The organism is Rhizobium fabae (assembly GCF_003985135.1).
Taxonomy (GTDB): Bacteria; Pseudomonadota; Alphaproteobacteria; order Rhizobiales; family Rhizobiaceae; genus Rhizobium; species Rhizobium pisi.
Genome location: NZ_ML133660.1, coordinates 57,051 through 77,808, shown reverse-complemented (window position 1 = coordinate 77,808; position 20,758 = coordinate 57,051). Strand labels below are relative to the sequence as shown.

The following is a 20,758-nucleotide window of genomic DNA, read 5'->3' as shown; positions in this document are numbered from 1 at the left end:
GCCGTCTTCAAAGGGGACGAGTTCTCGAGTGTGCCCTTGACGGTGGCCGCGTTAGTTCTGCCTACTTCGCGCAGTGGATTTGGGGCGGAGACACCGTCAATTCGTCGACCGTGTCGGACGCGAGCTGCAAATCCTCTTTGGAGATGCAATTGTCGTTTCACTCGTCGAAAATTCATGAGCTCTTGAACCTTCAGCATCAACTGCTTTCGGCATTCAGCCAGAGCTACCCGCAGGCGAATGACTTTACGCATCTGCTCAATTTCCCTCGATCAGGAATGCTCGCCGTTGACGGGCAGCGGTGGAAGTTTGCGAAACACGGCGTGGGCTTGAGGTTCGAGAGAGAGGAACCTGTTCCACATCTGGTTGTGGAAATGCATGATCAATTTGGAGATTGCGCGAAAGTCGATTGGTGGAGGCTCACGCTGTTTCTGGAATCGATGGGCATTACAACCCAACGGGCGGATGCGGAACGAGCCGTATTGGAGCACAATCGCAGAACCCAATAGGTCGGCCCAGCAGCCATGTGCGCTTAGAGCCATCTGGATCCCGCCGCCGGCACTATATTGGGCATGGATGTCGGAATTCCGTCTGGCCGGCCGTCTTCAAGGGGGACCAGCTATGGAGAATGACAATGACCATTACCATTACCGCCTTTGAACGATCGCCCGATCGCGGCAGGGGGCTCGCGCGCGACATGCGGGTTCGCTGGGCGCTCGAAGAAGTGGGCGAGCCTTACGAGGTTCGTCTTCTCTCCTTCCAGGCGATGAAGACGCCCGCGCATCTGGCGCTGCAGCCTTTCGGGCAGATTCCGACCTATGAGGAAGGCGATCTCGCCTTGTTCGAGTCCGGGGCGATCGTGCTGCATATCGCGGAGCGCTATCCGGGCCTGCTGCCGAGCGATGCCAACGGCCGGGCGCGGGCGATCGCATGGATCTTTGCCGCGGTCGCCACTTTGGAGCCTGTTGTCATCGAACGCGAGATGGCAAGGATTTTCGAGCGCGGCGAGAGCTGGCACGACGCGCGGCTTCCTCTGCTCGAAAAACGCATCCGCACCCGGCTTAGCGAACTTTCCGCCCACCTCGGCGACGCCGATTGGCTCGACGGCGCCTTCAGCGCGGGAGACCTGGAGATAATCTCGGTGCTGCTGCGGCTGAAGGGATCGGAGCTCTTGGCGGAACATCCGAACCTTTCGGCCTATCTCGCCCGCGGCGAAGCGCGGCCTGCGTACCAGCGTGCCTTTGCCGCTCAGTTGGCGGTGTTTAAAGCCGCGTCGGCGGAGTGACAAGGGTTGGCCGTTTTCGCGTTGCCGAGAATCTGATTCATGCGATGCGATTAAGCCTTTGATTTCATGCGTGTCATCTCACGCTCAGCGGCTCCAGTGCCATCGCACGACCGGCGGGGCGGAGTGGCGGTCGATGAAGACGAAGGCGGTGCCGTCGGAGCCGAAATTTACGACATCGACGCCATAGGACAGGGCGCCGTGTTCTGCGATGACCGACATCGGAGATGAGGCGGCAGACGGCTTGGCGGGAGCATGATGCTCCCATTCGGTCTCGCCTGCGATTTCCCTGTAGATGCTGACGGTGCAGCCGACGACGTCGGCGGGAGGCGCAGCACCGTCGATATAGACCATCTGATGGATCTGCAGGAGGAACTCGAAAGGCGGGCAGGTAATGCTGGATGGGTCGAGCGTCACGCCATTGCCGGTCCAGTAAGGCACTCCGCCAGCCTTGGTGTTCCAGCGGCTGTCGAAGCCGAAGGGCTGGGCAATGTCGTCGGGCAGGTTCATGTGATCGCCATCGTCGTAAAAGGAGGAGACCTGCTCCGGCGGCACGGGATCGTCATGCGGTTCCCAGCCGGAGATCCAGACTTCGCCATTGATGCTCTGGTTGCCATCCTCATCCGGCGGCTGTTCCGTCAGGCCGTGTCCGATTTCCTCGCATCTCAAGATCACGGCTTCGCATCCGCCGGCGCCGTAGCTGAGGCAGAGGAGATTGGCGCAGAAGAAGAGATGCAGCACGCCGCCCGCCGAACCGAGATCGATCGCCGGCGGATCATGCGCGAGCTGCGCGACCATGCTCATGGGATAGAAGCAGTCGGGGCAGACGGGCCAGCGGGCCTGCGGAAAGCCCCACGGCCGGCCGCCGAGCTTGGAGACAAGACGATCCTGCGGCTGTTGCAAGGCGGCGAGTTCGAATGTCGGGCGGTAGAAGCGCATGTGTTCGATCCGTGTTGCTGCCGGTGGTGCATCCGATCCTAGAGCAATTCCCGCAAGAGTGAGTAGTGGTTCGGAAGGCTCTCACTCATCCACGACCTGTGAGGCGTGCAATTGTCTCGCATTTTATCGATCGGATTCAAAGGTTTGAAGAAGTTGTGTGATGTGTTGCCGTTTCGAGCAGGGGGTTGCAAATGCTGGATGCAATATTCGCGTTTCGCGGGCGTTTGAGGAGGCGGCAATATTTGGGCGCGTCGGTGCTCATATATCTCGTCGTCGGCTGCATCATCACCGTTGGCTTCTGGATCATGAAGTCGGCACCTGGAAGCAAGCACGGCATAGGGGCAGGCGCCGTGCTCCTTATCCTGGCGATCCCGGCCCTGCCTTCCTTCTGGATGAGTCTCAGCATCCAGGCGGCGCGAATACGAGACATAGGCTGGGACCCGCGCATCCTTATCACTGCGTCCCTCGCGATCAACGCCGTTGCATATCTTGTCCTGTTCCTGATGCCGGAAGGGGCGACAACCGAGCTTATCTCGAAGCTGGTAAAAGGCGCGAACATTGCCTATGGCCTCGGTCTGCTCTTAGTGCCGAGCGATTATCACGTCCCGGCCGATCCGACCTTCGATGCGCCGCCCGCTCCGATGCGTTCGGGCAGGGTGGAGGCTTCTCCGGCGCAGCGTCTGCCGGGCCGCAACGGAGCCACCTTCGGCCGCAGGGGGCTATAAGCCTCGGCGCGTCGTCTCGTCGATCTTTCATTCCGGATTGGATAGTGTGAACTGCCGCGGCGCGCGTGTTGTCTTCGACCGCGGAACTGGAGTTCACGGTGGAAGATGAACAGGAAAGAATACGGCGAGGCTCTGAAGAGCTGGATAAATTTATGGGTCGCAACGCGCTGATTCCGCAATTGCGGCAATTCTGGAAGGATCTGCGATACACCTGGCCCGATAAAAGGGGCTCGTCTGCATCCAAGAATGGTGAAGGCGAGCCCAAGGGCTGAATTGGCTTTAGTAGAAGTGCGGCGAGGTCGGGAGGAAGCCTGGCTTACGCAGAGGCACAATCTCAAGTGCCAGGCTTCCCTCGGGTCCTCTGTGCAGGACGGTTCCGATCTTAGATCATTCCGCAGTTGGAGCTAGTTGGACCAAGGTCCCAAGGCGGAGTTTTTGGGGCAGACGTCGCTTTGCATCGTTTTGGCCGGTAGGCTTGCTGCGGCGCCCTGGTTCCCAACCTCTCGGCCCTTGATTCAGAGGGAGAGGTGACTGCTGACGCGGACAACGACCTAGAGGCCGGTGAGCAATTTCTTCAGCAGAGCGTTCAGAGTTTCCTGCTCGGCCGACGTTAGCACGGAGATTAATCGCTCTTCCAGCGCCACCATTGGACCAATCAAATCGTCTATCGCGCGCTTGCCGCCGGTCGTTAGCGCAATTTGCTTGCCGCGCCGGTCGTTGGGATCGGGGCGCCGTTCAACCAGCCCAGCGCGCTCGAGCCGGTCCAGGCGGCTCGTCATGCCGCCCGAGGTGATCATTGCCGATTCGTAGAGCTGCGTAGGTGAAAGCATATGGGGTTCACCGGCGCGTCTGAGCGGTGTGAGCACATCAAATTCACCTACATTCAGGCCCGCTTCCTTGAGCAACGGGTTCATGTGATCGCGGATCACGCGCGCGGCGGCATCAAGCAGGCGACCTACCGTTTCAACAGGCAACATTGGAAGCTCGGGGCGCTCGCGAGCCCATTCCTTAGCTGCGGCCTCGGCACGATCCATGGCAAATATTCCCTCGGTAAAATGTATCTTGCTATTAAGATACATTACATCTAGTAACATTGTAGCAAGACAATAACGCGGGGTGCAGCCCTGGAGAAGGAGAAATTCATGCCCAAAATGATTTTCGTGAACCTGCCTGTCCGTGACCTCTCGGCGTCGACGGCGTTCTACGTGGCGCTCGGCGGCACTGTGAACCCGCAGTTTTCGGGCGAGAAATCCACCTCGCTCATGTTCTCGGACACGATCGGGGTGATGTTGCTGACCCATGACCACTACCGTGAATTCACCACACGCCCGATCGGCGACGCACGGCGCGACAGTCAGGCAATGATCGTCCTCACTGTCGATGACCGCGACGCCGTCGATGCGACAGTGAACAGCGCGGTTGCGGCGGGCGGTCGCGCCGATCCCAACCCGGCCCAGGATCTTGGCTTCATGTACAACCGCCACATTGAGGACCCGGATGGCTATGTTTGGGAAATTGTATGGATGAACACGGCGGCGAACGCCTGAACGTAAAGCTACGCAATGAGCGCCGCGCGGCAGGTCGCTGGCCGGCGCTTTTGCCGCTTTTCGCTCTGGTTCCGCAACAGGCCTGCGTCAGTAGAAGTCCGACCTGATCACCCAGCCGCCGGGCGTTCGGAAGAGATAGATCGATCCGGCATCTCCGACATAGAGGCGACCTTTGTCGTTGCTGTCGATCTGAAGGCAGAACTCGCCGTCCTCGGGCCAGTTATCGCCTTGGATCCAGGTCGGCCAGCCGCCGAGTTTCACGGGACATGTGCGGCGGTGCTGATTGGCCTCTGTGGCGTAGCGGCTTTTGAAGAACCAATCACTATCGTTGGATTGCGCGATGCGGTCCGGGAGTTCGAAGGCGATATCGTCCCAGCTTGGCTGCTCCAGGGCGCTTGCACGCCATAGAACCGGGAAGGTCGGAAGTGCGCTGCTTTCCCTGTAGCCGGGACCGATCGGCACGAGGCCGGCGATCGCCGGATAGGTGCGGACGGCAAAGCCCTTGCCATTCTCGGCATCGTCAAGCGGGACGTCTTCGAGGTCCATCCAGATGGTGATGAAGGCAATGCCGGAAAAGGCAGGAAGGGCCTCGGCAAGTTCATCCAGCCGGATCTGAAGGAGCGGATGCATCGGCCGGCCGGAGGCCTCGCAGACAGGCACAGCCTCGCCCTCCGCGCCAAGGAAGTTTCCGCCCCACCAGCTTCTGGCCCGGTTGTCTTTCTCAGGCCTCTCACCGCCGATTTCGCCGAAGACGGCGGGTCGGAGCATCTGCTGCAGCACGAGAAGGGCCGATTCCAGCGCCGCTTGGCTCGACGCGCCATCTTTGGGCGCGCCATCCGGCTCGTCCTGCCGCTTGCGAATGCCGACCATCGATTTCAGCAAGCCCAGCAAATTCATTCCACGGCTCCCTTCGTCATCACCCACCCGCGCCCTGATACCTGCTGTTGGCATAGCGCCAATAGGCTATCGCTATCAGCACCCAGAGCGGGCCCGCCACCAGCGCCACGGCGCCCGCCCAGTCTCCGAGGATCGGGATGGGTTTGCCGAGGAGGGCGCCGACGGGGACGGAGCTGGTGAGGGCGAGGGGTACGGCGGTGATGAGGACGAGCTGGATGCCGCCGGGGAAGATGTTCAGGGGGTAGCGCGTCAGCTCCCAGAAGCCAAAGAAGATCGAGAAGAGGTGGTTGGAGCGCACCCAGATCAGCGCCGTGGCGCCGATCATGGTGATGATGGCGGCGGTCAGCAGCGTTGAGCTGATGATTGCGGCGATGAAGAACAGCGCCGAGGGAACCGTCCAGGCGACATCGACGGAGAGGACGGCCCAGCCCATCAGCGGCACCGCCAGGAGGATGTGGCCGGTATAACCGACGTTGAGGCCGGAAAAAATCAGATAGGCCCACGGGCTGAAAGGCTTGACCAGCAGCGTATCGTAAGTGCCGAGACGCACCAGCTCCTCGAGGTCGCGCAGCTGCGTGAAGCTCATCGCCGCGCCCAGCGAATAGGCGAGCAGCTGGAAGCTGAAAAGCAGCGCGAGCTCCGGCCAGCGCCAGCCCCCCAACGTATCGAAGCGCGAGAGCAGGATGCCGATGGTGGCGAAGACGCTGCCATAGGAGAGGATCTGCGCCAGTCGATCGAGCCAGAAGGCGCCGCGATATTCCATCTGCGAGCGGACATGCATGCGCACCAGCAGGGGAAGGACGCGAAGGTGATGGATGAGCATCAGTCAGCCTCCCTGCACGGTGATGCGGGTGGAGGCGCAGCGCCAGAGCCAGAAGACGCCCGCAAGGAACACGGCCGCCCAGGCGAGACCAAGGCCGAAATGGAGCCAGACTTCGGCCGTGGAAAGCCTGCCGAGATAGACGGCATTGGGATAATAGACCACCCAGGCGAAGGGCAGGTGGCGGGCGACGGTGGCGAGCGGTTCGGGGAAGAACCAGAAGGGCACCAGCAGGCCGGAGAAGAGTTGCAGCAGGGCGCCGAGGATCCAGTCCAGTGAGAAGCTCGTCATCAGCCAGAAGGCGATGAGGCCGCAGAATGCCGACATAAGCGACAGCAGGATGAAAGAGAGCGCCCAGAAGGCGACGAACATGATGCCATCGAACAGGCTTGCCGGCGGCAGCATGCCGTAAAACAGCGCGGTGATAGCGACGGTCGGGACGACCTGGGTCATCAGGCGATAGCCGAAGCTGCCGCATTCATTGGCGAAGATATAGAGCGGATAAGAGATGGGTTTCAGCAGCCAGACGGCGATATCGCCTGATTTCAGCGACCGGCCGATCTCGTTGATGATCCTTTCGGGGCGGGTTGCGCCCATGACAGCGCCGCCGAGCAGCGCATAGGTCACCATCTGCTGCAGGGAGACGCCGTCGACCACGGCGCCGCCGATGCCGGCAAATGCAGCAAGCCAGATGGCGACGCGGGCGAAAACCTGCACGAGCTTGCCGAAGATATTGGCCCAGACTTCGTTGCGGTAGGCGAGCTGCGCGTGAAAGGCGCTGCGTGCGAAAGCAAGGTAAGCGCTCATGGTGTCGGCGCCTGGGCGTTGCGTGCAAAGGCGAGATAGGCGCTCATGATGCCCGGGCTCTCGCATTGCGGCGCTGGTAGAAGGTGCGGATGACCTCTTCGATATCGGGCTCGTGCAGCGCCACGTCCTTCAGGCCGCGATTGTTGCCCACCTCGGAGAGGATTTTCACCAGCGACACGTCTTCGCGCTCGATCAGGTAATTCTTGCGCAGGCCCTCGTCGCTGACGAGCGAAGCGGTGTGGAGCGGCAGGGGGCCGGGGTCGGTTGAAAATTCCAGCGTCAGCCGCCGGGCCGAGCCGAGGGCGGCGCGCAGGCTCTTCAATTCGCCATCGAAGATCAGCCTGGCGTGATCGACCATGATCAGCCGCGGGCAGATGGTTTCGATATCCTGCAGGTCGTGGGTGGTGAGGATGATGGTGACGCCGCGCTCGCGGTTGATCTCGGCGAGGAAGCGCCGCACGGCATCCTTGGCGACGACGTCGAGCCCGATCGTCGGTTCGTCGAGGAAAAGGATCTTCGGATCGTGCAGGAGCGACATAACGATCTCGGCGCGCATGCGCTGGCCGAGGCTCAGCTGGCGCACGGCGCGATCGAGGAAGGGCGTGAGATCGAGCAGCTCGCTGAAATGGCGGAGATTGTCGGCATAGCGGGCGGCCGGGATATCATAGATGCGCTGGTGCAGGGTGAAACTGTCGATCAGCGGCAGGTCCCACCAGAGCTGGCTGCGCTGGCCGAAGACGACACCGATCTCGCGCGCATTGGCCATGCGGGAGAGATGCGGGGTGCGGCCGAGCACGGAAACCGTGCCGTCGCTCGGCACCAGAATGCCGGTCATCATTTTGATCATCGTCGATTTGCCGGCGCCGTTCGGGCCGAGATAGCCGACAGCCTCACCGGCCTCGATATCGAAACCGATATCGGACACGGCGGTGACCTCGGTATATTCGCTTGTCACCAGCGTCTTGAAGGCGCCAAGGAGACCCGGAAATCGCCTGTGCTGCCGGAAGCGCTTGCTGACGCCCCGGGCCTTGATCAAAGCCGTCATGTCTATTTCCCCCAAGGGGATAATTCAGCCGACTCGGCGGCGACAGGGGTGGAGAACGCAGGCTAGCGAGAAGTGGGATTCGTTCAAGCTCAAGTTGCTTTTTTGGCGATCATAATCGCGATCGAAAGCACCTTGGGGTGGGATCGATAGTTGCCGGATTTTCCGGTTCAGCCGGGCGGTCCGAACCAGGTGTTCATCGCGTCTTCAAGACCATCCTTCGTCCCGTCGCCGACCCAGGCGACATATCCGTCGGGCCGGATCAGCACTGCTGACGGAGCGGAGACCGGGCCTAGCGCCGGCAGTTCCCATAGTCCGTCATATCTGGCGTGAACCAGCATGATGTCGTCCGACCACGGGGTGATGTCGAAGCTGCCGGAGCCGTCCAGCACCAGGAGCACCGGCCGCGCATTGTGGAGGAGGGTGAAGACGCGGGTGGGGCCATCCGATGAGGTGAGGTCGAGGTCGGGCATGCGGCGGCCGAGGAGGGGGTGGCCTTGGCCGAGGTCGTAATGGATGGCAAGGCCGGACATTTCGGCGGCGATGCGTTTGCGGGGCTCGTCCATGCCCAGCAGTTCCATCATGATATCACGCAGGGCTTCGGTGCGGTCGTCGGCCCGCTGCAAGGCGACCTGCGCCATCGTCGTGCGCAGCACGCGGGCGCCGACCGGATGCCGCTCGGCGTGATAGGTGTCGAGCAGGGCGTCGGGCGATTGTCCTTTCAGCACCCTGGCGAGCTTCCAGCCGAGATTGACGGCATCCTGCACACCGGTGTTGAGGCCTTGCCCGCCGACCGGAGAATGCACATGGGCGGCATCGCCGGCGAGGAAGATCCGGCCCTTGCGATAGGCCGCCGCCTGGCGCGACATGTCGGTGAACCTGGAGATCCACTTCAGGCCATGGATGCCGTAATCCGTTCCGAATGCGGCGATGAGCGCCTGCTTGAGGTCGTCGAGTGTTGGCTCGGCAGTGGCGCCCGGATTTTTGTCAGGCACCATCACGCCGATCGGGCCTTCACTGGCAAAGATGACCTTGCCGTCGCGGATTTCATATTCCTCCCGGCCGAAGGCGTAGATGCCAAGCGCGGTGCGATGGACGCCCAATGACGGCTCCTCTGCCATCTCCACCTCGGCGAGAATATTGCCTGATGTCGCGTCCCATCCGTCAAAGGCAATGCCGGCCGCCTTGCGGATCAGGCTGCGGCCGCCATCGCAGCCGACGAGGTAGCGCGCCCTGAGCGAGGTGCCGTCGGAGAGTTCGACGGTGACGCCCGCGCCGTCCTCGGCAAAAGAGGTCACATCACGGCCGCGATAGATCGGCACCGAGAGTTCGCCGACCCAGCCGGCGAGAATGCGCTCGATATGCTTCTGCCGCAGCGCCAGACCATAATTGTGCCGGGTCGGGATATCGCTGATATCAAGGCGCGTGACCGCAAATCCCGTGACCTGGGCGATCTGCCCAGCCGCAAGGAAGCGGTCGACGATGCCGCGCTGATCGAAAACCTCCAGCGTGCGTGCGCTGAGACCGCCGGCCCGCGTGCCGAAAAGCGCCTGGTCAGGGCGGCGTTCGACGATGGCGACATCGATGCCCGCCAGCGCCAGCTCGCCCGCCAGCGTGAGGCCTGTGGGACCCGCTCCCGAAATCACGACTGCATGTTCCGTCATCGGCAAATTCCTCCTGCTGTTTGCGGTTGGCCGGCTGCGGCAGCCGGCGGCGCCTTTGCCCGATCTCCGCGCGCCCTATATCGGCGATATGGATAAGATCTACGTCCTGCTCATCTTCGCTGCGGCCATTGCCATCATCTTTCTTGCCGGCCGATGGAACACCTCCGATGTCGATCACTACATGGGCTTCGACAATCTCCGTTCGCGCCGCAAGAGGCAGGCTCCGACCGAGGACGCCGATGGGAAGGAGGAATGAAGCGGCATTCTTGTCGGTTCCAGGGGACTGACCATGTCGGCAAACTCCTCTTCCGTCATGCTCGGGCTTGTCCCGAGCATCTGCCCACGTCGATGCGCAGCAGATCCTCGGCACAAGGCCGAGGATGACGCCGAGTAAGGAGCGAATTTCGTCAACAAACTGAACCGCCGATGCACAGATGTCGGCAATGCCAGCAGAAAATTTAGCGGGAACGCTTCCCCAAGCTCCCTCATTCCTGTGACAGGCACAGGAATGAGGGAGCCAAGAAGCCAGCTTGCCCGTTCCGCTTGGGCCGCCTGACGGATGACAGACGTATCCGGCGAAATCCCGTGAAGGACGCTGTTCTGATGTCGCATGGCATTGAATTCTGCTCCTGCCTCAAAACGCCAAGAAACGTCAGCTTCCCCGGCCTCGGGAACGCTGACGCAGGATTGCTGCCGCATTCGCGGGCATCGGCCGTTCGACGCGTCTGTAGACGCTGCCGTCGCGCGTGCGGGTCATCAGGCCGAGTTCGTAGAGTTCGCGCCGCAGCAGGGCGTGATCTCCAAACAGGTGCCTGTCACGCAGAAGGGCGCTGACCTCCTTTTCGGACATTTCCCTGGCCGCGGGAATTTGGGACCAGAGAACCCAAAGTGCTGCTATCTGATCCATGCGTCTTGCGGGCCAGCGCATCAGGCGGAGGTCGTCATCGAAGCTGCGTTGAACGCGATCGACCAATTTTTGGTCGATCTTGAGATCGACCAGCTTCCGGTCGATCTCTGTGTCGACAACAGACGCCGGTGCGGCGGGGGCTTCCTCACTGCCCGATGGTTCGACCCTGGCGCGCAGGCTCTGGAAGCTGCCGTGACCGGCAGCCCTTGCCAGCATGTTCAGGAACTGGAGGTGAGAGGGAAGCCCATCATGGCCCGAGAGCTGCATGCGGAGCGATTTGGCAAATGAAGATGTGTCGCTCACAATGAGCGGAATGAGTTTTCTGGACATGACCTATCCTTCGGTCGTGCCGTTCCAAACGGATGATCGGTGATCGCCCTTCCGACATGGCACGGGATCGGTGTCCATATCTTCGTGATTGTCAGGTTTAGCGTGTTCCGAAGAACGGCGATGCCTGGGTGAACTGCAGACCCGATCCAGCGACTATCATCTCGACCGCGATATTTCAACCGTTTTCAGGCTCCGCGGGCTTTTCAGCGCCTGATGGTTGCATCGTCGCAGGGACATCAGTCCCGGACAAAATCCGCGGCGGTGAGGGGAATGGGTCTGTAGCCGCCGACATCCGCTATGCCGTATTCCCGTGCCAGTTCCGCCGCGACCAGGACGCGTCCGGTCTTCGACATCAGCTTGGGGTCGCGCCAGAGCCCTGATATGACATGGCCGATGAACTGGGGTGACTCGGAATTGGACATGTCGAAATAATCGGCATTGCGCAGCACCGCCTCGGTGCGCACCAGTCCGGGATAAAGGGCGGCTGCGGCGACATTGTGCGGGCTGAGCTCATGGGCGAAGTCGGCAGCCATCTTGTCGGCGGCGGCCTTGGCCACGCCGTAGATCGCATTGCCCTCGTAGAGCTGGGCCGCCCAGAAGGAAATGTTGACGATCAGGCCGCGCCTTGCCGAAATCATCAGCGGCGCGACGGCGCGCGACATCATGAAGGCGCCCCTCAGAGCGGTTCCGATCATGGCGTCCCAGCGCCAGTCGGGCTGCTCCCAGAAGGGCTGGGGCCAGGTGAAATGCCCGTCTTCGACCATGTTTTCGTAGCCGGGCCAGGCGTTGTTCACCAGAATATCAAGCTTGGCGCCGGCGCGGATCTCTTCGGCCACGCGCTCGGTGTCGGCATCCCTGCCGTGGTCGCATCGATGGACGAAAAGGCGTCCCGACAGTTCTGCGGCTTCATGCTCGAGCCCTTCGAGCGAGCCGGTGCGTTCGGGCACGTTCGCATCCGCCTCGAAACGTGTCCGGCCAGTGACATGAACGGTGGCCCCTTCCGCAAGCAGGGCAAGCGCAATGCCGCGGCCTATGCCGCGACTTCCGCCGGTTACCAAAGCGACGACATCTTTCATGGTGGCCGGCCTCCTGGATGATGGGCTGTCGATCAAAGCAGCTGGGGCGTCATATTGGTACCGCGGTCTGTCCGGCGCGACGGCTTTTTCGGCTCGAAGGATCTTGCGCTCAACTATGATCCTGATGGCGTTGCCGCTAACATGCGCCTCAAGCGTGGCTGGCCACGTAGCGATCAGGGTCTGCCAAGCGCCTGAAGGGTCACCCTTTGGCCGGCAGAGTTGGAAAATTCGGCATTGCACTGGAGACGGCATGACGAAGCATCGCATCTACTCAGTCAGCGTCGCGAGCGTCTATCCCCACTATATCGCGAAAGCGGAGAAAAAGGGACGCACGAAGGCGGAGGTCGATCAAATCATCTGCTGGCTGACGGGACACAGCCCGGCGACCTTCGCCGAACAGTTGGAGAAGAAAACCAGTTTTGAGGATTTCTTCGCGCAGGCGCCCGGGATGAATCCCGCCCGATCGTTGATTACGGGCATGATCTGCGGCGTGCGCGTGGAAGACATCGAAGACACCACCATGCGGGAAATCCGCTACCTCGACAAACTGGTCGACGAACTCGCCAAGGGGAAGGCGATGGAGAAAATCATGCGGCAATAGCGGCTCGCGCCGTGCTGCCGCTATTCGACGAGGCCGAGGATCGGGCCGTAGCCGCCGTGCCAGGAGCGGTCGTCGCGCCCAAGCGCCGGATCGTAGAGCCCGACGCCGTGGCCGCCATCGAGGAAAAGCGCATCCTGGCATTGCAGCTGGTCGCGGAAGAGGCGGGCGAAATCGTGGAAGTTCACATCGCCCTCGCTGATCGCGAAGCGGACGCTGCCGCCGCAGATGCCGACGCCGCCGCGGCGGGTCCGGTCGGTCGAGCCGGGGATGAAGATCGGGTTCAGCGCGCCCGATATGACGAGCATCGGCCCGGATTGCGTGGCGAAGCGCGCGGCCCGGCGCCGGTTCAGGAATTCATCGGTCGGCAGGATCTTTGCGCCCTCTCCATCAAGAAAGAACACGCCATTCGGCTTCCTGTAGAAATTCGGCAGCGAACCGACGGCGGCGTTGGCCTTCGCCCTGTTGGCCGGCCGCAATTCCTTGCCGTTCTCGATATAGAGCCCCATCGGCGAAAAATCCTGCCGGTACATGCCGGCGTTGAGCGCGAAGACCAGATGTCCCCCGCCGGCCTCGACGGCTCCGGCGACGCTGGAGAAATAGCGGTGAGGCTCGCCATTCTCGTTCTTCCAGAACAGCCGCAGATCGGCTTTTCCCGCATCCACCGTACAGACGATATAATCAGACCCTTCGAAGCTTTGCGGCGCACAGGGCTCGGCATGCGCTGCCTGCAGATGCAGGATCGTTGCCGCGAGCAGTGTGGCTGCGGCCAGCAGGCCGTGTCTGAGTGAGGTCATCGGTGCCATGGGTTTTCTTTCGGATCGGCGATGAAGGCTTACTTGGATTCCCCTCCCAAACCCCTGCCCACAAGGGGAGGGGCTCGACCCAGCCGCTTGCTTGTTGGCTCGCAGCCATGGGGAGGGAGAGGGTAACTCCGGGTTAGTCCCTCCCGCTTGTGGGGAGGGGTTGGGGAGGGGCGGACGAGGATTCGACGCTTACCATGTTCCTGCCAAAGCCGCGCCTGTGAGCAGCGCTCCGGTCAGGATATTCGCCAGGAAAAGGCGGAAGTTCACTTCCGGCCGGGCAAGGTCGATCCGCCAGGTCTGCCAGGCGAGGTGGGCGGCGATGACAAGTATTCCGCCGGCGTAGGGCAGTGACATATCCGTCAGCCAGCCGCCGAGCGACCAGGCCGCGACCGTCAGCGCGTAGAAGAAGCCGATGCAGGCTTTGCCGTGCCGGCCGAACAGGATTGCTGTCGATTTCAGGCCGAGGCGGGTGTCGTCGGCCCGATCGACATAAGCATAGACAGTGTCATAGCCGATCTGCCAGGCAACGGCGCCAGCCCACATCAACAGGGCGCCGGCAGGGATATGGCCAGAGAGTTCGGCCCAGGCCATCAGCATTCCCCAATTGAACGCCGCGCCGAGCACCGCCTGGGGCCAGTGGGTGAAGCGCTTGCAGAGGGGATAGAGGAAAACGAGCGGCAGAACGCAGACGGCGACCAGCCGCGCATAGGGCGTCAGGAAAAAGAGAAGCGAAGCCGCGAGCGCAAGCTCGACGGTGAGGAAGAGGAAGGCCGGCAGTGTGCCGATCTCTCCGCTCGCCAGCGGCCGGAAGCGTGTTCGTTCGACGTGGCCATCGAACTTCCGGTCCGCGATATCGTTTACCGTGGAGCCGGCGCTTCTCATCAGCAGGGCGCCAAGGGAGAAGACGGCGAGCTGGCGAAGATCCGGGAAGCCGTGCGATGCCTGGACAAGGGCAGCCCAGCAGGGGAATAGCGTCAGCCATATGCCGACCGGGCGATCGAGACGCGCGAGCCGCGTAAACGGCCGCCATGCGCCGGGGAGCCGGCGATCGACCCAATCGCCATGGTGGATATCGCTCAGGTCGGGGCGGCTCGATGTCGTCATGGTGTGATCCGGATTCTCGTCGCGGGAGGCGGGAGGTGTCGAACTCCGTCGGCGATGGCCACAATAGGAATTTTTGCGGGCGCGGCAATGACTGCCTGCCTGCGAAAAATCGACGTCGTCGTCGACCGCTTCTCAGTGGCCGGCGGCCCAAGAATTGTTCTTGTTATGTTCGCTTTCGCGCGCTATGAATTCTTCAAGATCCTGCAGGAGGGAAGGGAAGATCATGAGTGTTTACGCAACCGTCGGCGCGCTCGATCTGGATCGGTCGAACGCCTTTTACCATGCAGTGCTGGCAACGATCGGCTGGAGCAAACACAACGAGTTTCCCGGCTGGTGCGCCTATTCCGAAGGGGGCAAGGGCGAGGGTTTCGTTCTCTGGGTCTGCGAGCCGTTCAACGGCGAGGCGGCGAGCGCCGGCAACGGTGCGATGATCGGTTTCATGGCCAAATCTAGTGCCGCGGTGCATGCTTTCTACGAAGCCGCGATCGCCAACGGCGGAACGGATGAGGGCGGCCCCGACCCGCGCCCGCAATACGGGCCGGATTGGTACTCTGCCTATATGCGCGACCCGGCCGGGAACAAGATTGCGATTGTTTATAACGGGTGAGCCGCTCCTCTCCCGATGGCTAACGACCGCGCCATGTCGGCCAGCCGGAAATCAGAAGTTTCCGGCGCAGATGACATGCGGACCCGCGCCCCGGTCCGGTGCGTTCTGGGGCAGGCCGAAGAAGCGTTTGGCCATTTCGGTGGGGCCGAGATCCTCCAGAGAGGTGAAGCCGAGGGCGCGCAGGCGCGCGGCAAGCTCGGCCGGATCGAAGCGCGTCAGCCAGGGCTCGCCGGCGGCCGCCGTGCGCGCTCCCATTTCGGCGGCGCGGGCGCGGCGTTCGGGCGGATAGTTTTCCAGGGGTTCGCCGTAATCGAAGACGATGGAGGCGCCCGGCAGGCCGGCGACGAAACCAAGCAGCGCAAAGACCGAGGCCTCCCGGAGATAGGGCACGACGCCGAGCCAGATGAAGAAGGCCGGCGTTTCGGGCTGGAAGCCGGAGGCGACGAGGCGTGTCTGGAGATCCTCGCGCTCGAAATCGACGGGAACGAAAATCGGCAGGCTGTGCGTCAGCCCGGTCTCGCGCAGCCTCGTCTGCTTCCAGCCTTGCGTGGTGGGATGGTCGACTTCGAAGACCTTCAGGCCGGGATGGGGATTGCGCAGCGCAAAGGTATCGAGCCCGGCGCCGAGAATAACGGCCTGGGCGACGCCCCTTGCCAGCGAGTGCGCCAGGCAATCCTCGGCATACCGGCTTCTGGCCGCCATCACGAGGCGGAAGGAGCGCGTGGCGGGATCCTGCGCTTTCCGGTCGGCTTCGGCAGCCGCCTCCTCGCCGAGGATGCGGCGGGCGTAGGGATCGGAAAAGATGGCGCCGCCATCGACGCTCTGATGCGCCGCCCTGTGGGCAGCGGCGGCCATTGCCGTGCGGCTGGGTTCGGATGCCTGCATGACGGTCTCCTGTAAAGCTTCGTTGTGAACTTTGTCGTCGGTGCCCTTGTCAGCGCGCGCAGACTAGACCATGATTTTTACAGTGTAAAGATTGGAGCGGGCATGACGACAGACAAGGGACGCTATCATCACGGCAATCTGCGCCCGACGCTGCTCTCCGTCGCGCGGGCGCTGCTGGAGGAGGGCGGGCCGGAGGCGCTTAGCCTGCGGGAGATCGGCCGGCGTGCCGGCGTCTCGGCGCCGGCGGCCTATCACTATTTCAGCAGCCTGGACGCGATCGCGGCAGCGCTTGCCGAGCGGGGATTTGCCGAGCTCAGCGAAAGGATCGACGCGGCACTCGCCGGCCCCCGGCGACACCTGCTTGCCGGCGGCATCGCCTATGTCGCCTTCGCGCGCGCCAATCCCGGCCTCTACCGGCTGATGTTCGGGGAGGGTTTCCAAGCCTATGCCAAGGGGAACGAGGCGATCGGCGCTTCGCGGATGCGGGTCTACCGCCAGATGAAGGACGATCTGGAAAAGCGGCTGGCGCCGGAGGCGGTGGCGAACGCCGCGCTCTTTCTCTGGTCGCTGACGCATGGCCTGGCTTTGCTGATGATCGACGGCCAGATCGAACCCGGCGTCGATCCCGATGCGAAGGCCGAGGAGGTGCTGAAGCTTGCCGGCCTGGGGCTGCCGGCTGCGAAATGACGTGGCGAGGACGGAAACAATGACAGGTTACTCAATAGTGATTATTGCAGCTTTAAAGTGTGGGTGGTAATTTTTACTTTGGTGCTGATGTATTGCTGAATATTTTGAGGGGCCAGCCATGCATAAGGTCATCGACAGCCCATGGGAACTCGGCCATTGCGCCAATGCGCTGAAAGCGGCCGGCGTCGAAACGGTGATCCGTTACTACAATCACAGCAATTCGACCCGACTGCCGCAAAAGCGGATCGAGAGGGCCGAATATGACGATATTCTGGAGGCGGGCCTCTCGCTGGCGGTGGTTTTTCAGCAGCGGGGCGGGGCCGGCGGCAATATCGGCGATCTCGATGCCGAGTCCGGCGTGCGCGACAGCGACCGCGCTCTTGCCCTTGCCGAGACCAATGGGCAGCCGGAGAATTCAGCGATCTACTTCGCCGTCGATCACGATTACTACAAGGCGGCGGATCTCGCCTCGATCAAAGCTTATTTCGGGGCGGTTTCAAGCGCGCTGAGAGGCAAATATCGTGTCGGCGTCTATGGTTCCGGCACGGTGGGCAGGGCGGTTCGCGATGCGGGTTTCGTGGACTTCATCTGGCTGGCGGCGGCGACCGGCTGGTCTGGTACCAGGGACATGCTCAATACCGACCAATGGGCGCTCTATCAGGTGGTCCCGCCGCTGGCCTTTCAAGGCGTCAGCTATGACGGCAATATCGTCGGCGGCAAATGGAAGGATTTCGGCCAGTTCCGCGCCGACGCGGAAGGCGCCATCGCGCTGGGCGCCTCGAGGGAGTTCGCGGCTGCGATCGAAAGACATTCGGAACTCGCCGAGGTCAGCGCCACCGGCGGGCTCAACCTGCGCCGCGGGCCGGGCGAGAGCTTCGCGGTGGAAAGGGCGCTGCCGCTCGGCACGCCGGTGACGATACTGGAGCGCAACGGCGACTGGGCCAAGGTCGATCTCGACGGCGACGGCACGGTCGATGGCTATATGCATGCGAGCTTTCTGAAGGTGATGGCGGGCGGCTTCCCGATCGAGGAGGCGATCGGCAGGACGCTTTATGACGTCGCCAGGGCGGAATTGGAAAGGGGCGTCGCCGAGGTTTCCGGCGGCGGCAACAATCCGCGGATCGTCATGTATCACAAATCCACCAATCACTGGTCGGGAACCGACGACAGCGTCGCCTGGTGCTCCTCCTTCGTCAATTTCTGCGTCGAGCAGGCGGGCATGATCGGCACCGACCGGCAGGATGCCAGAAGCTGGAAGGACTGGGGCGACGACGTGACCGAAAACGCGAGGGAAGGCGACATCGCCGTCTTCGCCCGCGGCCCGATGAGCGGCTCGGACGGGCATGTGGGCTTCCTCGTCGCCGACGAGGGCGGACCAACGGTGAAGATCCTCGGCGGCAACCAGAGCAACCGCGTCTGCTACCAGACCTATCCCAAGGACGGAAATCTCGGAAGCACGCGCTACCGCCTTCTCGGCATCCGCAGGGGCTAAAGCGGATCTGCCGGGCAAGGCGCCGGTCGCGGCAGCCCCTGCGTGACGGGCTGCCGCGACCGGCTGTTGGGTCTCCCGGAGTGTCGGATGAGGGCGACGGGGCCGGATTTTTGACCCTCGAGAAAACCGGGATCTTCGGTCCCTACCAGGCGGTGCGGGCGGCGCCGAGCGCTGTGGTATGCGGGGAGGAGACGAGGGCGACCTCAGGCTTGAGCGAGACGGCGCAGTTTCCCGGGAAGGTAAGTTTGTGCAGCGTCAAATGCTTGAGCAATGCTTCCGCGTCGCGCTTCTCGGTAAGCGGAAATGTCACAGTCATGCGAGTCCTCCAACGAAACAACTGAGCATCTGTGAAAAATTAAAATCCAGTTTCTGTTGCGCTGCAACAAGAAAATTTTAACGATAAAATTAAAATCGATTAATTTATGGGTCGGTATTTTTAAAATCGTTTTAAATAGCGGAGGCGCCACGATCAGCCTGGTAGGCGGGGCATCGAGGTTTACCGAAGCGGTGGCCAGCCCCGTCCTTCGGACCCCCGCTCGCGGGGCGAAGGGGAAATGCCGCGAGCTCTCGGTCCCCAGCTCGCCTCTCGCAAGGCACGTCCCCTCTCCCCGTCAGAACGGGGAGAGGGTTAGGGTGAGGGGCAACCGCGGCACGCCGTCAGCCCTTATCCTTGTACGTTGCTGTTGCTGTATAATGCTGACGATCAATTTCCGTTGCGGGCTGCCCAGCTGCGGAGCCGCAGGCCGTTCAGGCGGATGAGGCCTTCGGCGTCGTGGTGGTCGTAGGCGATGGCGCTTTCCTCGAAGGTGACGAGGTCGGCGGAGTAGAGGGACGCGGGGGAGGTGCGGGCGATGACCGAGGCGCTTCCCTTGTAGAGCCTGACTGTCACCTCGCCGGTGACGAAGGCCTGGCTGTGGTCGATCAGGGCCTGCAGCATCTCCCGCTCGGGCGCGAACCAGAAGCCGTTATAGATCAGCTCGGCGTAGCGGGGCATGATCTCATCCTTCAGGTGGGCGGCGGCGCGATCGAGCGTGATGGATTCAATGCCGCGATGGGCCGCAAGCAGGATCGTGCCTCCCGGCGTTTCGTAGACGCCCCGCGACTTCATGCCGATGAAACGGTTTTCGACGAGATCGAGCCGGCCGACGCCATGGCGGCCGCCGAGCCGGTTGAGCTCAGTCAGCAGGGCGGCCGGCGTCATGAGCCTGCCGTTGACGGAAACAGGGTCGCCGCTTTCGAAGCCGATGGTGATGGTCTCGGGGGCATCGGGCGCGTCCACGGGGTCGACGGTGCGCTGATAGATGTAAGCGGGCGCGATCTCCGCCGGATTTTCGAGGATCTTGCCCTCGGTCGAAGTGTGCAACAGATTGGCGTCGATCGAAAACGGCGCTTCGCCGCGCTTGTCGCTCGGCACCGGAATTCGATGTTTTTCCGCATAATCCAGAAGCTCGGTGCGGGAGCGGATGTTCCACTGGCGCCAAGGGGCGATGACCGCGAGCGACGGGGCGAGCGCATTGACGGCGAGCTCGAAGCGGACCTGGTCGTTGCCCTTGCCGGTCGAGCCATGGGCGACGGCATCGGCGCCGGTTTCCCGGGCGATGGCGACGAGATGCCTTGCAATCAGCGGCCGGGCGATGGAACTGCCGAGGAGATACTGCCCCTCGTAAAGCGCATTGGCCCGCAGCATCGGAAAGACGAAGTCGCGGACGAACTCCTCGCGCAGATCGACGACGCGGATGTCCCTGACACCGAGCAGGGCCGCTTTCGCCCGCGCCGGCTCAAGCTCCTCGCCCTGACCGAGATCGGCGGTGAAGGTGACGATCTCGCAGCCGTAGGTCTCCTGCAGCCATTTGAGGATGATCGACGTATCCAGCCCTCCCGAATAAGCGAGGACGATCTTTCCTATCTTTCTTGCCATCCGATATCTCCAGATTGATGCGCGGAACGATAGGCCAGATCAGGCGCAATGAGCTTGCGAAGTGTCTCAGAAATTGCCAAAGATTGGCATATTCTGCCGCTGCTGCATGTCATGGAGCTATAAAATGCCAGTCATTCCCGACGCGATCGATCGCCATATCCTGCAGGTGCTTCAGCGCGACGGGCGCATTTCGAATGTCGAGCTGGCGAAGGAGGTGGGGCTGTCACCTTCGCCGTGCCTGCGCCGCGTGCGGCTGCTCGAGGAGGCCGGGATCATCGATCGCTACGTCGCGGTGCTGGATCCGGCCAAGGTCGGGGCGGGACTGACGGTCTTCGCCCGCGTCTGGTTCAAGACGCAGGATGCCGAAGTGACGCTGCGCTTCGGCGAAGCCGTCAGGCGCTTTCCCGAGGTGATGGAATGCTACCTGACGACGGGGGAATGCGACGCCGTGCTTCGGATCGTCACCGCCGACCTGCACAGCTACTGGCGCTTCCAGGCCGACCACCTGACCCGCATCCCAAGCGTGCTCAGCGTCAAGACCGACGTGCCGATGGAGACGCTGAAGCGCAGCTACGAGCTGCCGTTGCGATAGGGGCGTGTTCGGCCGGGGCGTAGCATACCGATGAAG

The 20,758-nt window shown here is 62.4% G+C and carries 25 protein-coding genes; 11 read left to right on the top strand and 14 right to left on the bottom strand.

The features are described 5' to 3' along the window. Positions 1-149 precede the first annotated feature (149 nt). Both EFB14_RS27700 and EFB14_RS27695 read left to right on the top strand, forming a co-directional pair. Positions 150-506 (top strand): DUF6896 domain-containing protein, encoded by a 357-nt coding sequence (locus tag EFB14_RS27700; protein ID WP_245438318.1) that lies wholly within the window; start codon positions 150-152, stop codon positions 504-506. 125 nt (positions 507-631) lie between these two features. Further along, on the top strand, positions 632-1,282 hold the full coding sequence (locus EFB14_RS27695) for a glutathione S-transferase family protein (protein ID WP_126829671.1): 651 nt from the start codon (positions 632-634) through the stop codon (positions 1,280-1,282). A gap of 84 nt (positions 1,283-1,366) precedes the next feature. On the opposite strand, the gene EFB14_RS27690 is transcribed toward EFB14_RS27695, so the two are convergent. Beyond that, the gene (locus EFB14_RS27690; RefSeq protein ID WP_126829670.1) at positions 1,367-2,218 is read right to left on the bottom strand and encodes a YwqG family protein; all 852 of its coding nucleotides are present in this window, start codon (positions 2,216-2,218) and stop codon (positions 1,367-1,369) included. A gap of 191 nt (positions 2,219-2,409) precedes the next feature. Between EFB14_RS27690 and EFB14_RS27685 the strand changes: the two genes are divergently transcribed. Together EFB14_RS27685 and EFB14_RS33085 are read left to right on the top strand one after the other, a co-directional pair. Then, entirely contained in the window at positions 2,410-2,943 is a 534-nt protein-coding gene (locus EFB14_RS27685) for a DUF805 domain-containing protein (protein WP_126829669.1), read from the top strand. Positions 2,944-3,041: 98 nt separating this feature from the next. Continuing rightward, a complete protein-coding gene (locus EFB14_RS33085) occupies positions 3,042-3,215 on the top strand; it encodes a hypothetical protein (protein WP_164737597.1) in 174 nt (57 codons plus the stop codon). 279 nt (positions 3,216-3,494) lie between these two features. On the opposite strand, the gene EFB14_RS27680 is transcribed toward EFB14_RS33085, so the two are convergent. Beyond that, complete coding sequence (locus tag EFB14_RS27680; protein WP_208661904.1) at positions 3,495-3,977, bottom strand: MarR family winged helix-turn-helix transcriptional regulator; 483 nt, start codon at positions 3,975-3,977, stop codon at positions 3,495-3,497. A gap of 108 nt (positions 3,978-4,085) precedes the next feature. Between EFB14_RS27680 and EFB14_RS27675 the strand changes: the two genes are divergently transcribed. Further along, entirely contained in the window at positions 4,086-4,490 is a 405-nt protein-coding gene (locus EFB14_RS27675; protein ID WP_126829668.1) for a VOC family protein, read from the top strand. 87 nt (positions 4,491-4,577) lie between these two features. On the opposite strand, the gene EFB14_RS27670 is transcribed toward EFB14_RS27675, so the two are convergent. From EFB14_RS27670 to EFB14_RS27650, 5 genes are all read right to left on the bottom strand, one after another. Further along, positions 4,578-5,387: a DUF1963 domain-containing protein gene (locus EFB14_RS27670; protein ID WP_126829667.1), complete on the bottom strand. Its 810-nt coding sequence runs from the start codon at positions 5,385-5,387 to the stop codon at positions 4,578-4,580. Between the two features lie 19 nt (positions 5,388-5,406). Beyond that, positions 5,407-6,210: an ABC transporter permease gene (locus EFB14_RS27665; protein ID WP_126829666.1), complete on the bottom strand. Its 804-nt coding sequence runs from the start codon at positions 6,208-6,210 to the stop codon at positions 5,407-5,409. Between the two features lie 3 nt (positions 6,211-6,213). Then, complete coding sequence (locus EFB14_RS27660; RefSeq protein WP_126829665.1) at positions 6,214-7,014, bottom strand: ABC transporter permease; 801 nt, start codon at positions 7,012-7,014, stop codon at positions 6,214-6,216. Between the two features lie 43 nt (positions 7,015-7,057). Further along, a complete protein-coding gene (locus EFB14_RS27655; protein WP_126829664.1) occupies positions 7,058-8,059 on the bottom strand; it encodes an ABC transporter ATP-binding protein in 1,002 nt (333 codons plus the stop codon). A 167-nt stretch (positions 8,060-8,226) separates the two neighbouring features. Further along, complete coding sequence (locus EFB14_RS27650; RefSeq protein WP_126829663.1) at positions 8,227-9,720, bottom strand: FAD-dependent monooxygenase; 1,494 nt, start codon at positions 9,718-9,720, stop codon at positions 8,227-8,229. A gap of 55 nt (positions 9,721-9,775) precedes the next feature. Here EFB14_RS27650 and EFB14_RS27645 point away from each other — a divergent pair, with 55 nt between their 5' ends. Next, the gene (locus EFB14_RS27645; protein WP_126829662.1) at positions 9,776-9,976 is read left to right on the top strand and encodes a hypothetical protein; all 201 of its coding nucleotides are present in this window, start codon (positions 9,776-9,778) and stop codon (positions 9,974-9,976) included. Between the two features lie 396 nt (positions 9,977-10,372). Here EFB14_RS27645 and EFB14_RS27640 read toward each other — a convergent pair whose 3' ends face one another. Both EFB14_RS27640 and EFB14_RS27635 read right to left on the bottom strand, forming a co-directional pair. Further along, complete coding sequence (locus tag EFB14_RS27640) at positions 10,373-10,957, bottom strand: DUF2087 domain-containing protein (RefSeq protein ID WP_126829661.1); 585 nt, start codon at positions 10,955-10,957, stop codon at positions 10,373-10,375. A 236-nt stretch (positions 10,958-11,193) separates the two neighbouring features. Beyond that, positions 11,194-12,033 (bottom strand): SDR family NAD(P)-dependent oxidoreductase, encoded by an 840-nt coding sequence (locus EFB14_RS27635; RefSeq protein WP_126829660.1) that lies wholly within the window; start codon positions 12,031-12,033, stop codon positions 11,194-11,196. A gap of 250 nt (positions 12,034-12,283) precedes the next feature. Here EFB14_RS27635 and EFB14_RS27630 point away from each other — a divergent pair, with 250 nt between their 5' ends. Next, positions 12,284-12,634, top strand: coding sequence for a DUF2200 domain-containing protein (locus tag EFB14_RS27630; RefSeq protein ID WP_126829659.1), 351 nt, complete (start codon positions 12,284-12,286; stop codon positions 12,632-12,634). 20 nt (positions 12,635-12,654) lie between these two features. Here the strand turns inward: EFB14_RS27630 and EFB14_RS27625 are convergent, their stop codons facing one another. Continuing rightward, on the bottom strand, positions 12,655-13,428 hold the full coding sequence (locus EFB14_RS27625) for a phosphodiester glycosidase family protein (RefSeq protein ID WP_126829762.1): 774 nt from the start codon (positions 13,426-13,428) through the stop codon (positions 12,655-12,657). Positions 13,429-13,626: 198 nt separating this feature from the next. Beyond that, positions 13,627-14,541: a 4-hydroxybenzoate octaprenyltransferase gene (gene ubiA, locus EFB14_RS27620; protein ID WP_126829658.1), complete on the bottom strand. Its 915-nt coding sequence runs from the start codon at positions 14,539-14,541 to the stop codon at positions 13,627-13,629. Positions 14,542-14,764: 223 nt separating this feature from the next. On the opposite strand from ubiA, the gene EFB14_RS27615 reads away from it, so the two are divergent. Further along, a complete protein-coding gene (locus EFB14_RS27615; RefSeq protein WP_126829657.1) occupies positions 14,765-15,148 on the top strand; it encodes a VOC family protein in 384 nt (127 codons plus the stop codon). 51 nt (positions 15,149-15,199) lie between these two features. Here EFB14_RS27615 and EFB14_RS27610 read toward each other — a convergent pair whose 3' ends face one another. Next, positions 15,200-16,033, bottom strand: a complete 834-nt coding sequence (locus EFB14_RS27610; RefSeq protein ID WP_126829656.1) for a class I SAM-dependent methyltransferase — start codon at positions 16,031-16,033, stop codon at positions 15,200-15,202. A 102-nt stretch (positions 16,034-16,135) separates the two neighbouring features. Between EFB14_RS27610 and EFB14_RS27605 the strand changes: the two genes are divergently transcribed. Both EFB14_RS27605 and EFB14_RS27600 read left to right on the top strand, forming a co-directional pair. Beyond that, positions 16,136-16,720 (top strand): TetR/AcrR family transcriptional regulator, encoded by a 585-nt coding sequence (locus EFB14_RS27605; protein ID WP_126829655.1) that lies wholly within the window; start codon positions 16,136-16,138, stop codon positions 16,718-16,720. A 118-nt stretch (positions 16,721-16,838) separates the two neighbouring features. Continuing rightward, a complete protein-coding gene (locus EFB14_RS27600; RefSeq protein WP_126829654.1) occupies positions 16,839-18,212 on the top strand; it encodes a TIGR02594 family protein in 1,374 nt (457 codons plus the stop codon). Positions 18,213-18,354: 142 nt separating this feature from the next. Here EFB14_RS27600 and EFB14_RS33080 read toward each other — a convergent pair whose 3' ends face one another. Both EFB14_RS33080 and EFB14_RS27595 read right to left on the bottom strand, forming a co-directional pair. Further along, positions 18,355-18,528: a hypothetical protein gene (locus EFB14_RS33080; protein ID WP_164737596.1), complete on the bottom strand. Its 174-nt coding sequence runs from the start codon at positions 18,526-18,528 to the stop codon at positions 18,355-18,357. 387 nt (positions 18,529-18,915) lie between these two features. After that, on the bottom strand, positions 18,916-20,130 hold the full coding sequence (locus EFB14_RS27595; RefSeq protein ID WP_126829653.1) for an argininosuccinate synthase: 1,215 nt from the start codon (positions 20,128-20,130) through the stop codon (positions 18,916-18,918). A gap of 124 nt (positions 20,131-20,254) precedes the next feature. Between EFB14_RS27595 and EFB14_RS27590 the strand changes: the two genes are divergently transcribed. Continuing rightward, entirely contained in the window at positions 20,255-20,722 is a 468-nt protein-coding gene (locus EFB14_RS27590; RefSeq protein WP_126829652.1) for an Lrp/AsnC family transcriptional regulator, read from the top strand. The last annotated feature ends 36 nt before the right edge of the window (positions 20,723-20,758 follow it).

Coding starts and splice junctions, on each gene's coding strand:
- EFB14_RS27695 (WP_126829671.1), top strand. CDS start 632: ATGACCATTACCATTACCGCCTTTGAACGATCGCCCGATCGCGGCAGG.
- EFB14_RS27690 (WP_126829670.1), bottom strand. CDS start 2,218: ATGCGCTTCTACCGCCCGACATTCGAACTCGCCGCCTTGCAACAGCCG.
- EFB14_RS27685 (WP_126829669.1), top strand. CDS start 2,410: ATGCTGGATGCAATATTCGCGTTTCGCGGGCGTTTGAGGAGGCGGCAA.
- EFB14_RS27680 (WP_208661904.1), bottom strand. CDS start 3,977: ATGGATCGTGCCGAGGCCGCAGCTAAGGAATGGGCTCGCGAGCGCCCC.
- EFB14_RS27675 (WP_126829668.1), top strand. CDS start 4,086: ATGCCCAAAATGATTTTCGTGAACCTGCCTGTCCGTGACCTCTCGGCG.
- EFB14_RS27670 (WP_126829667.1), bottom strand. CDS start 5,387: ATGAATTTGCTGGGCTTGCTGAAATCGATGGTCGGCATTCGCAAGCGG.
- EFB14_RS27665 (WP_126829666.1), bottom strand. CDS start 6,210: ATGCTCATCCATCACCTTCGCGTCCTTCCCCTGCTGGTGCGCATGCAT.
- EFB14_RS27660 (WP_126829665.1), bottom strand. CDS start 7,014: ATGAGCGCTTACCTTGCTTTCGCACGCAGCGCCTTTCACGCGCAGCTC.
- EFB14_RS27655 (WP_126829664.1), bottom strand. CDS start 8,059: ATGACGGCTTTGATCAAGGCCCGGGGCGTCAGCAAGCGCTTCCGGCAG.
- EFB14_RS27650 (WP_126829663.1), bottom strand. CDS start 9,720: ATGACGGAACATGCAGTCGTGATTTCGGGAGCGGGTCCCACAGGCCTC.
- EFB14_RS27640 (WP_126829661.1), bottom strand. CDS start 10,957: ATGTCCAGAAAACTCATTCCGCTCATTGTGAGCGACACATCTTCATTT.
- EFB14_RS27635 (WP_126829660.1), bottom strand. CDS start 12,033: ATGAAAGATGTCGTCGCTTTGGTAACCGGCGGAAGTCGCGGCATAGGC.
- EFB14_RS27630 (WP_126829659.1), top strand. CDS start 12,284: ATGACGAAGCATCGCATCTACTCAGTCAGCGTCGCGAGCGTCTATCCC.
- EFB14_RS27625 (WP_126829762.1), bottom strand. CDS start 13,428: ATGACCTCACTCAGACACGGCCTGCTGGCCGCAGCCACACTGCTCGCG.
- ubiA (WP_126829658.1), bottom strand. CDS start 14,541: ATGACGACATCGAGCCGCCCCGACCTGAGCGATATCCACCATGGCGAT.
- EFB14_RS27615 (WP_126829657.1), top strand. CDS start 14,765: ATGAGTGTTTACGCAACCGTCGGCGCGCTCGATCTGGATCGGTCGAAC.
- EFB14_RS27610 (WP_126829656.1), bottom strand. CDS start 16,033: ATGCAGGCATCCGAACCCAGCCGCACGGCAATGGCCGCCGCTGCCCAC.
- EFB14_RS27605 (WP_126829655.1), top strand. CDS start 16,136: ATGACGACAGACAAGGGACGCTATCATCACGGCAATCTGCGCCCGACG.
- EFB14_RS27600 (WP_126829654.1), top strand. CDS start 16,839: ATGCATAAGGTCATCGACAGCCCATGGGAACTCGGCCATTGCGCCAAT.
- EFB14_RS33080 (WP_164737596.1), bottom strand. CDS start 18,528: ATGACTGTGACATTTCCGCTTACCGAGAAGCGCGACGCGGAAGCATTG.
- EFB14_RS27595 (WP_126829653.1), bottom strand. CDS start 20,130: ATGGCAAGAAAGATAGGAAAGATCGTCCTCGCTTATTCGGGAGGGCTG.
- EFB14_RS27590 (WP_126829652.1), top strand. CDS start 20,255: ATGCCAGTCATTCCCGACGCGATCGATCGCCATATCCTGCAGGTGCTT.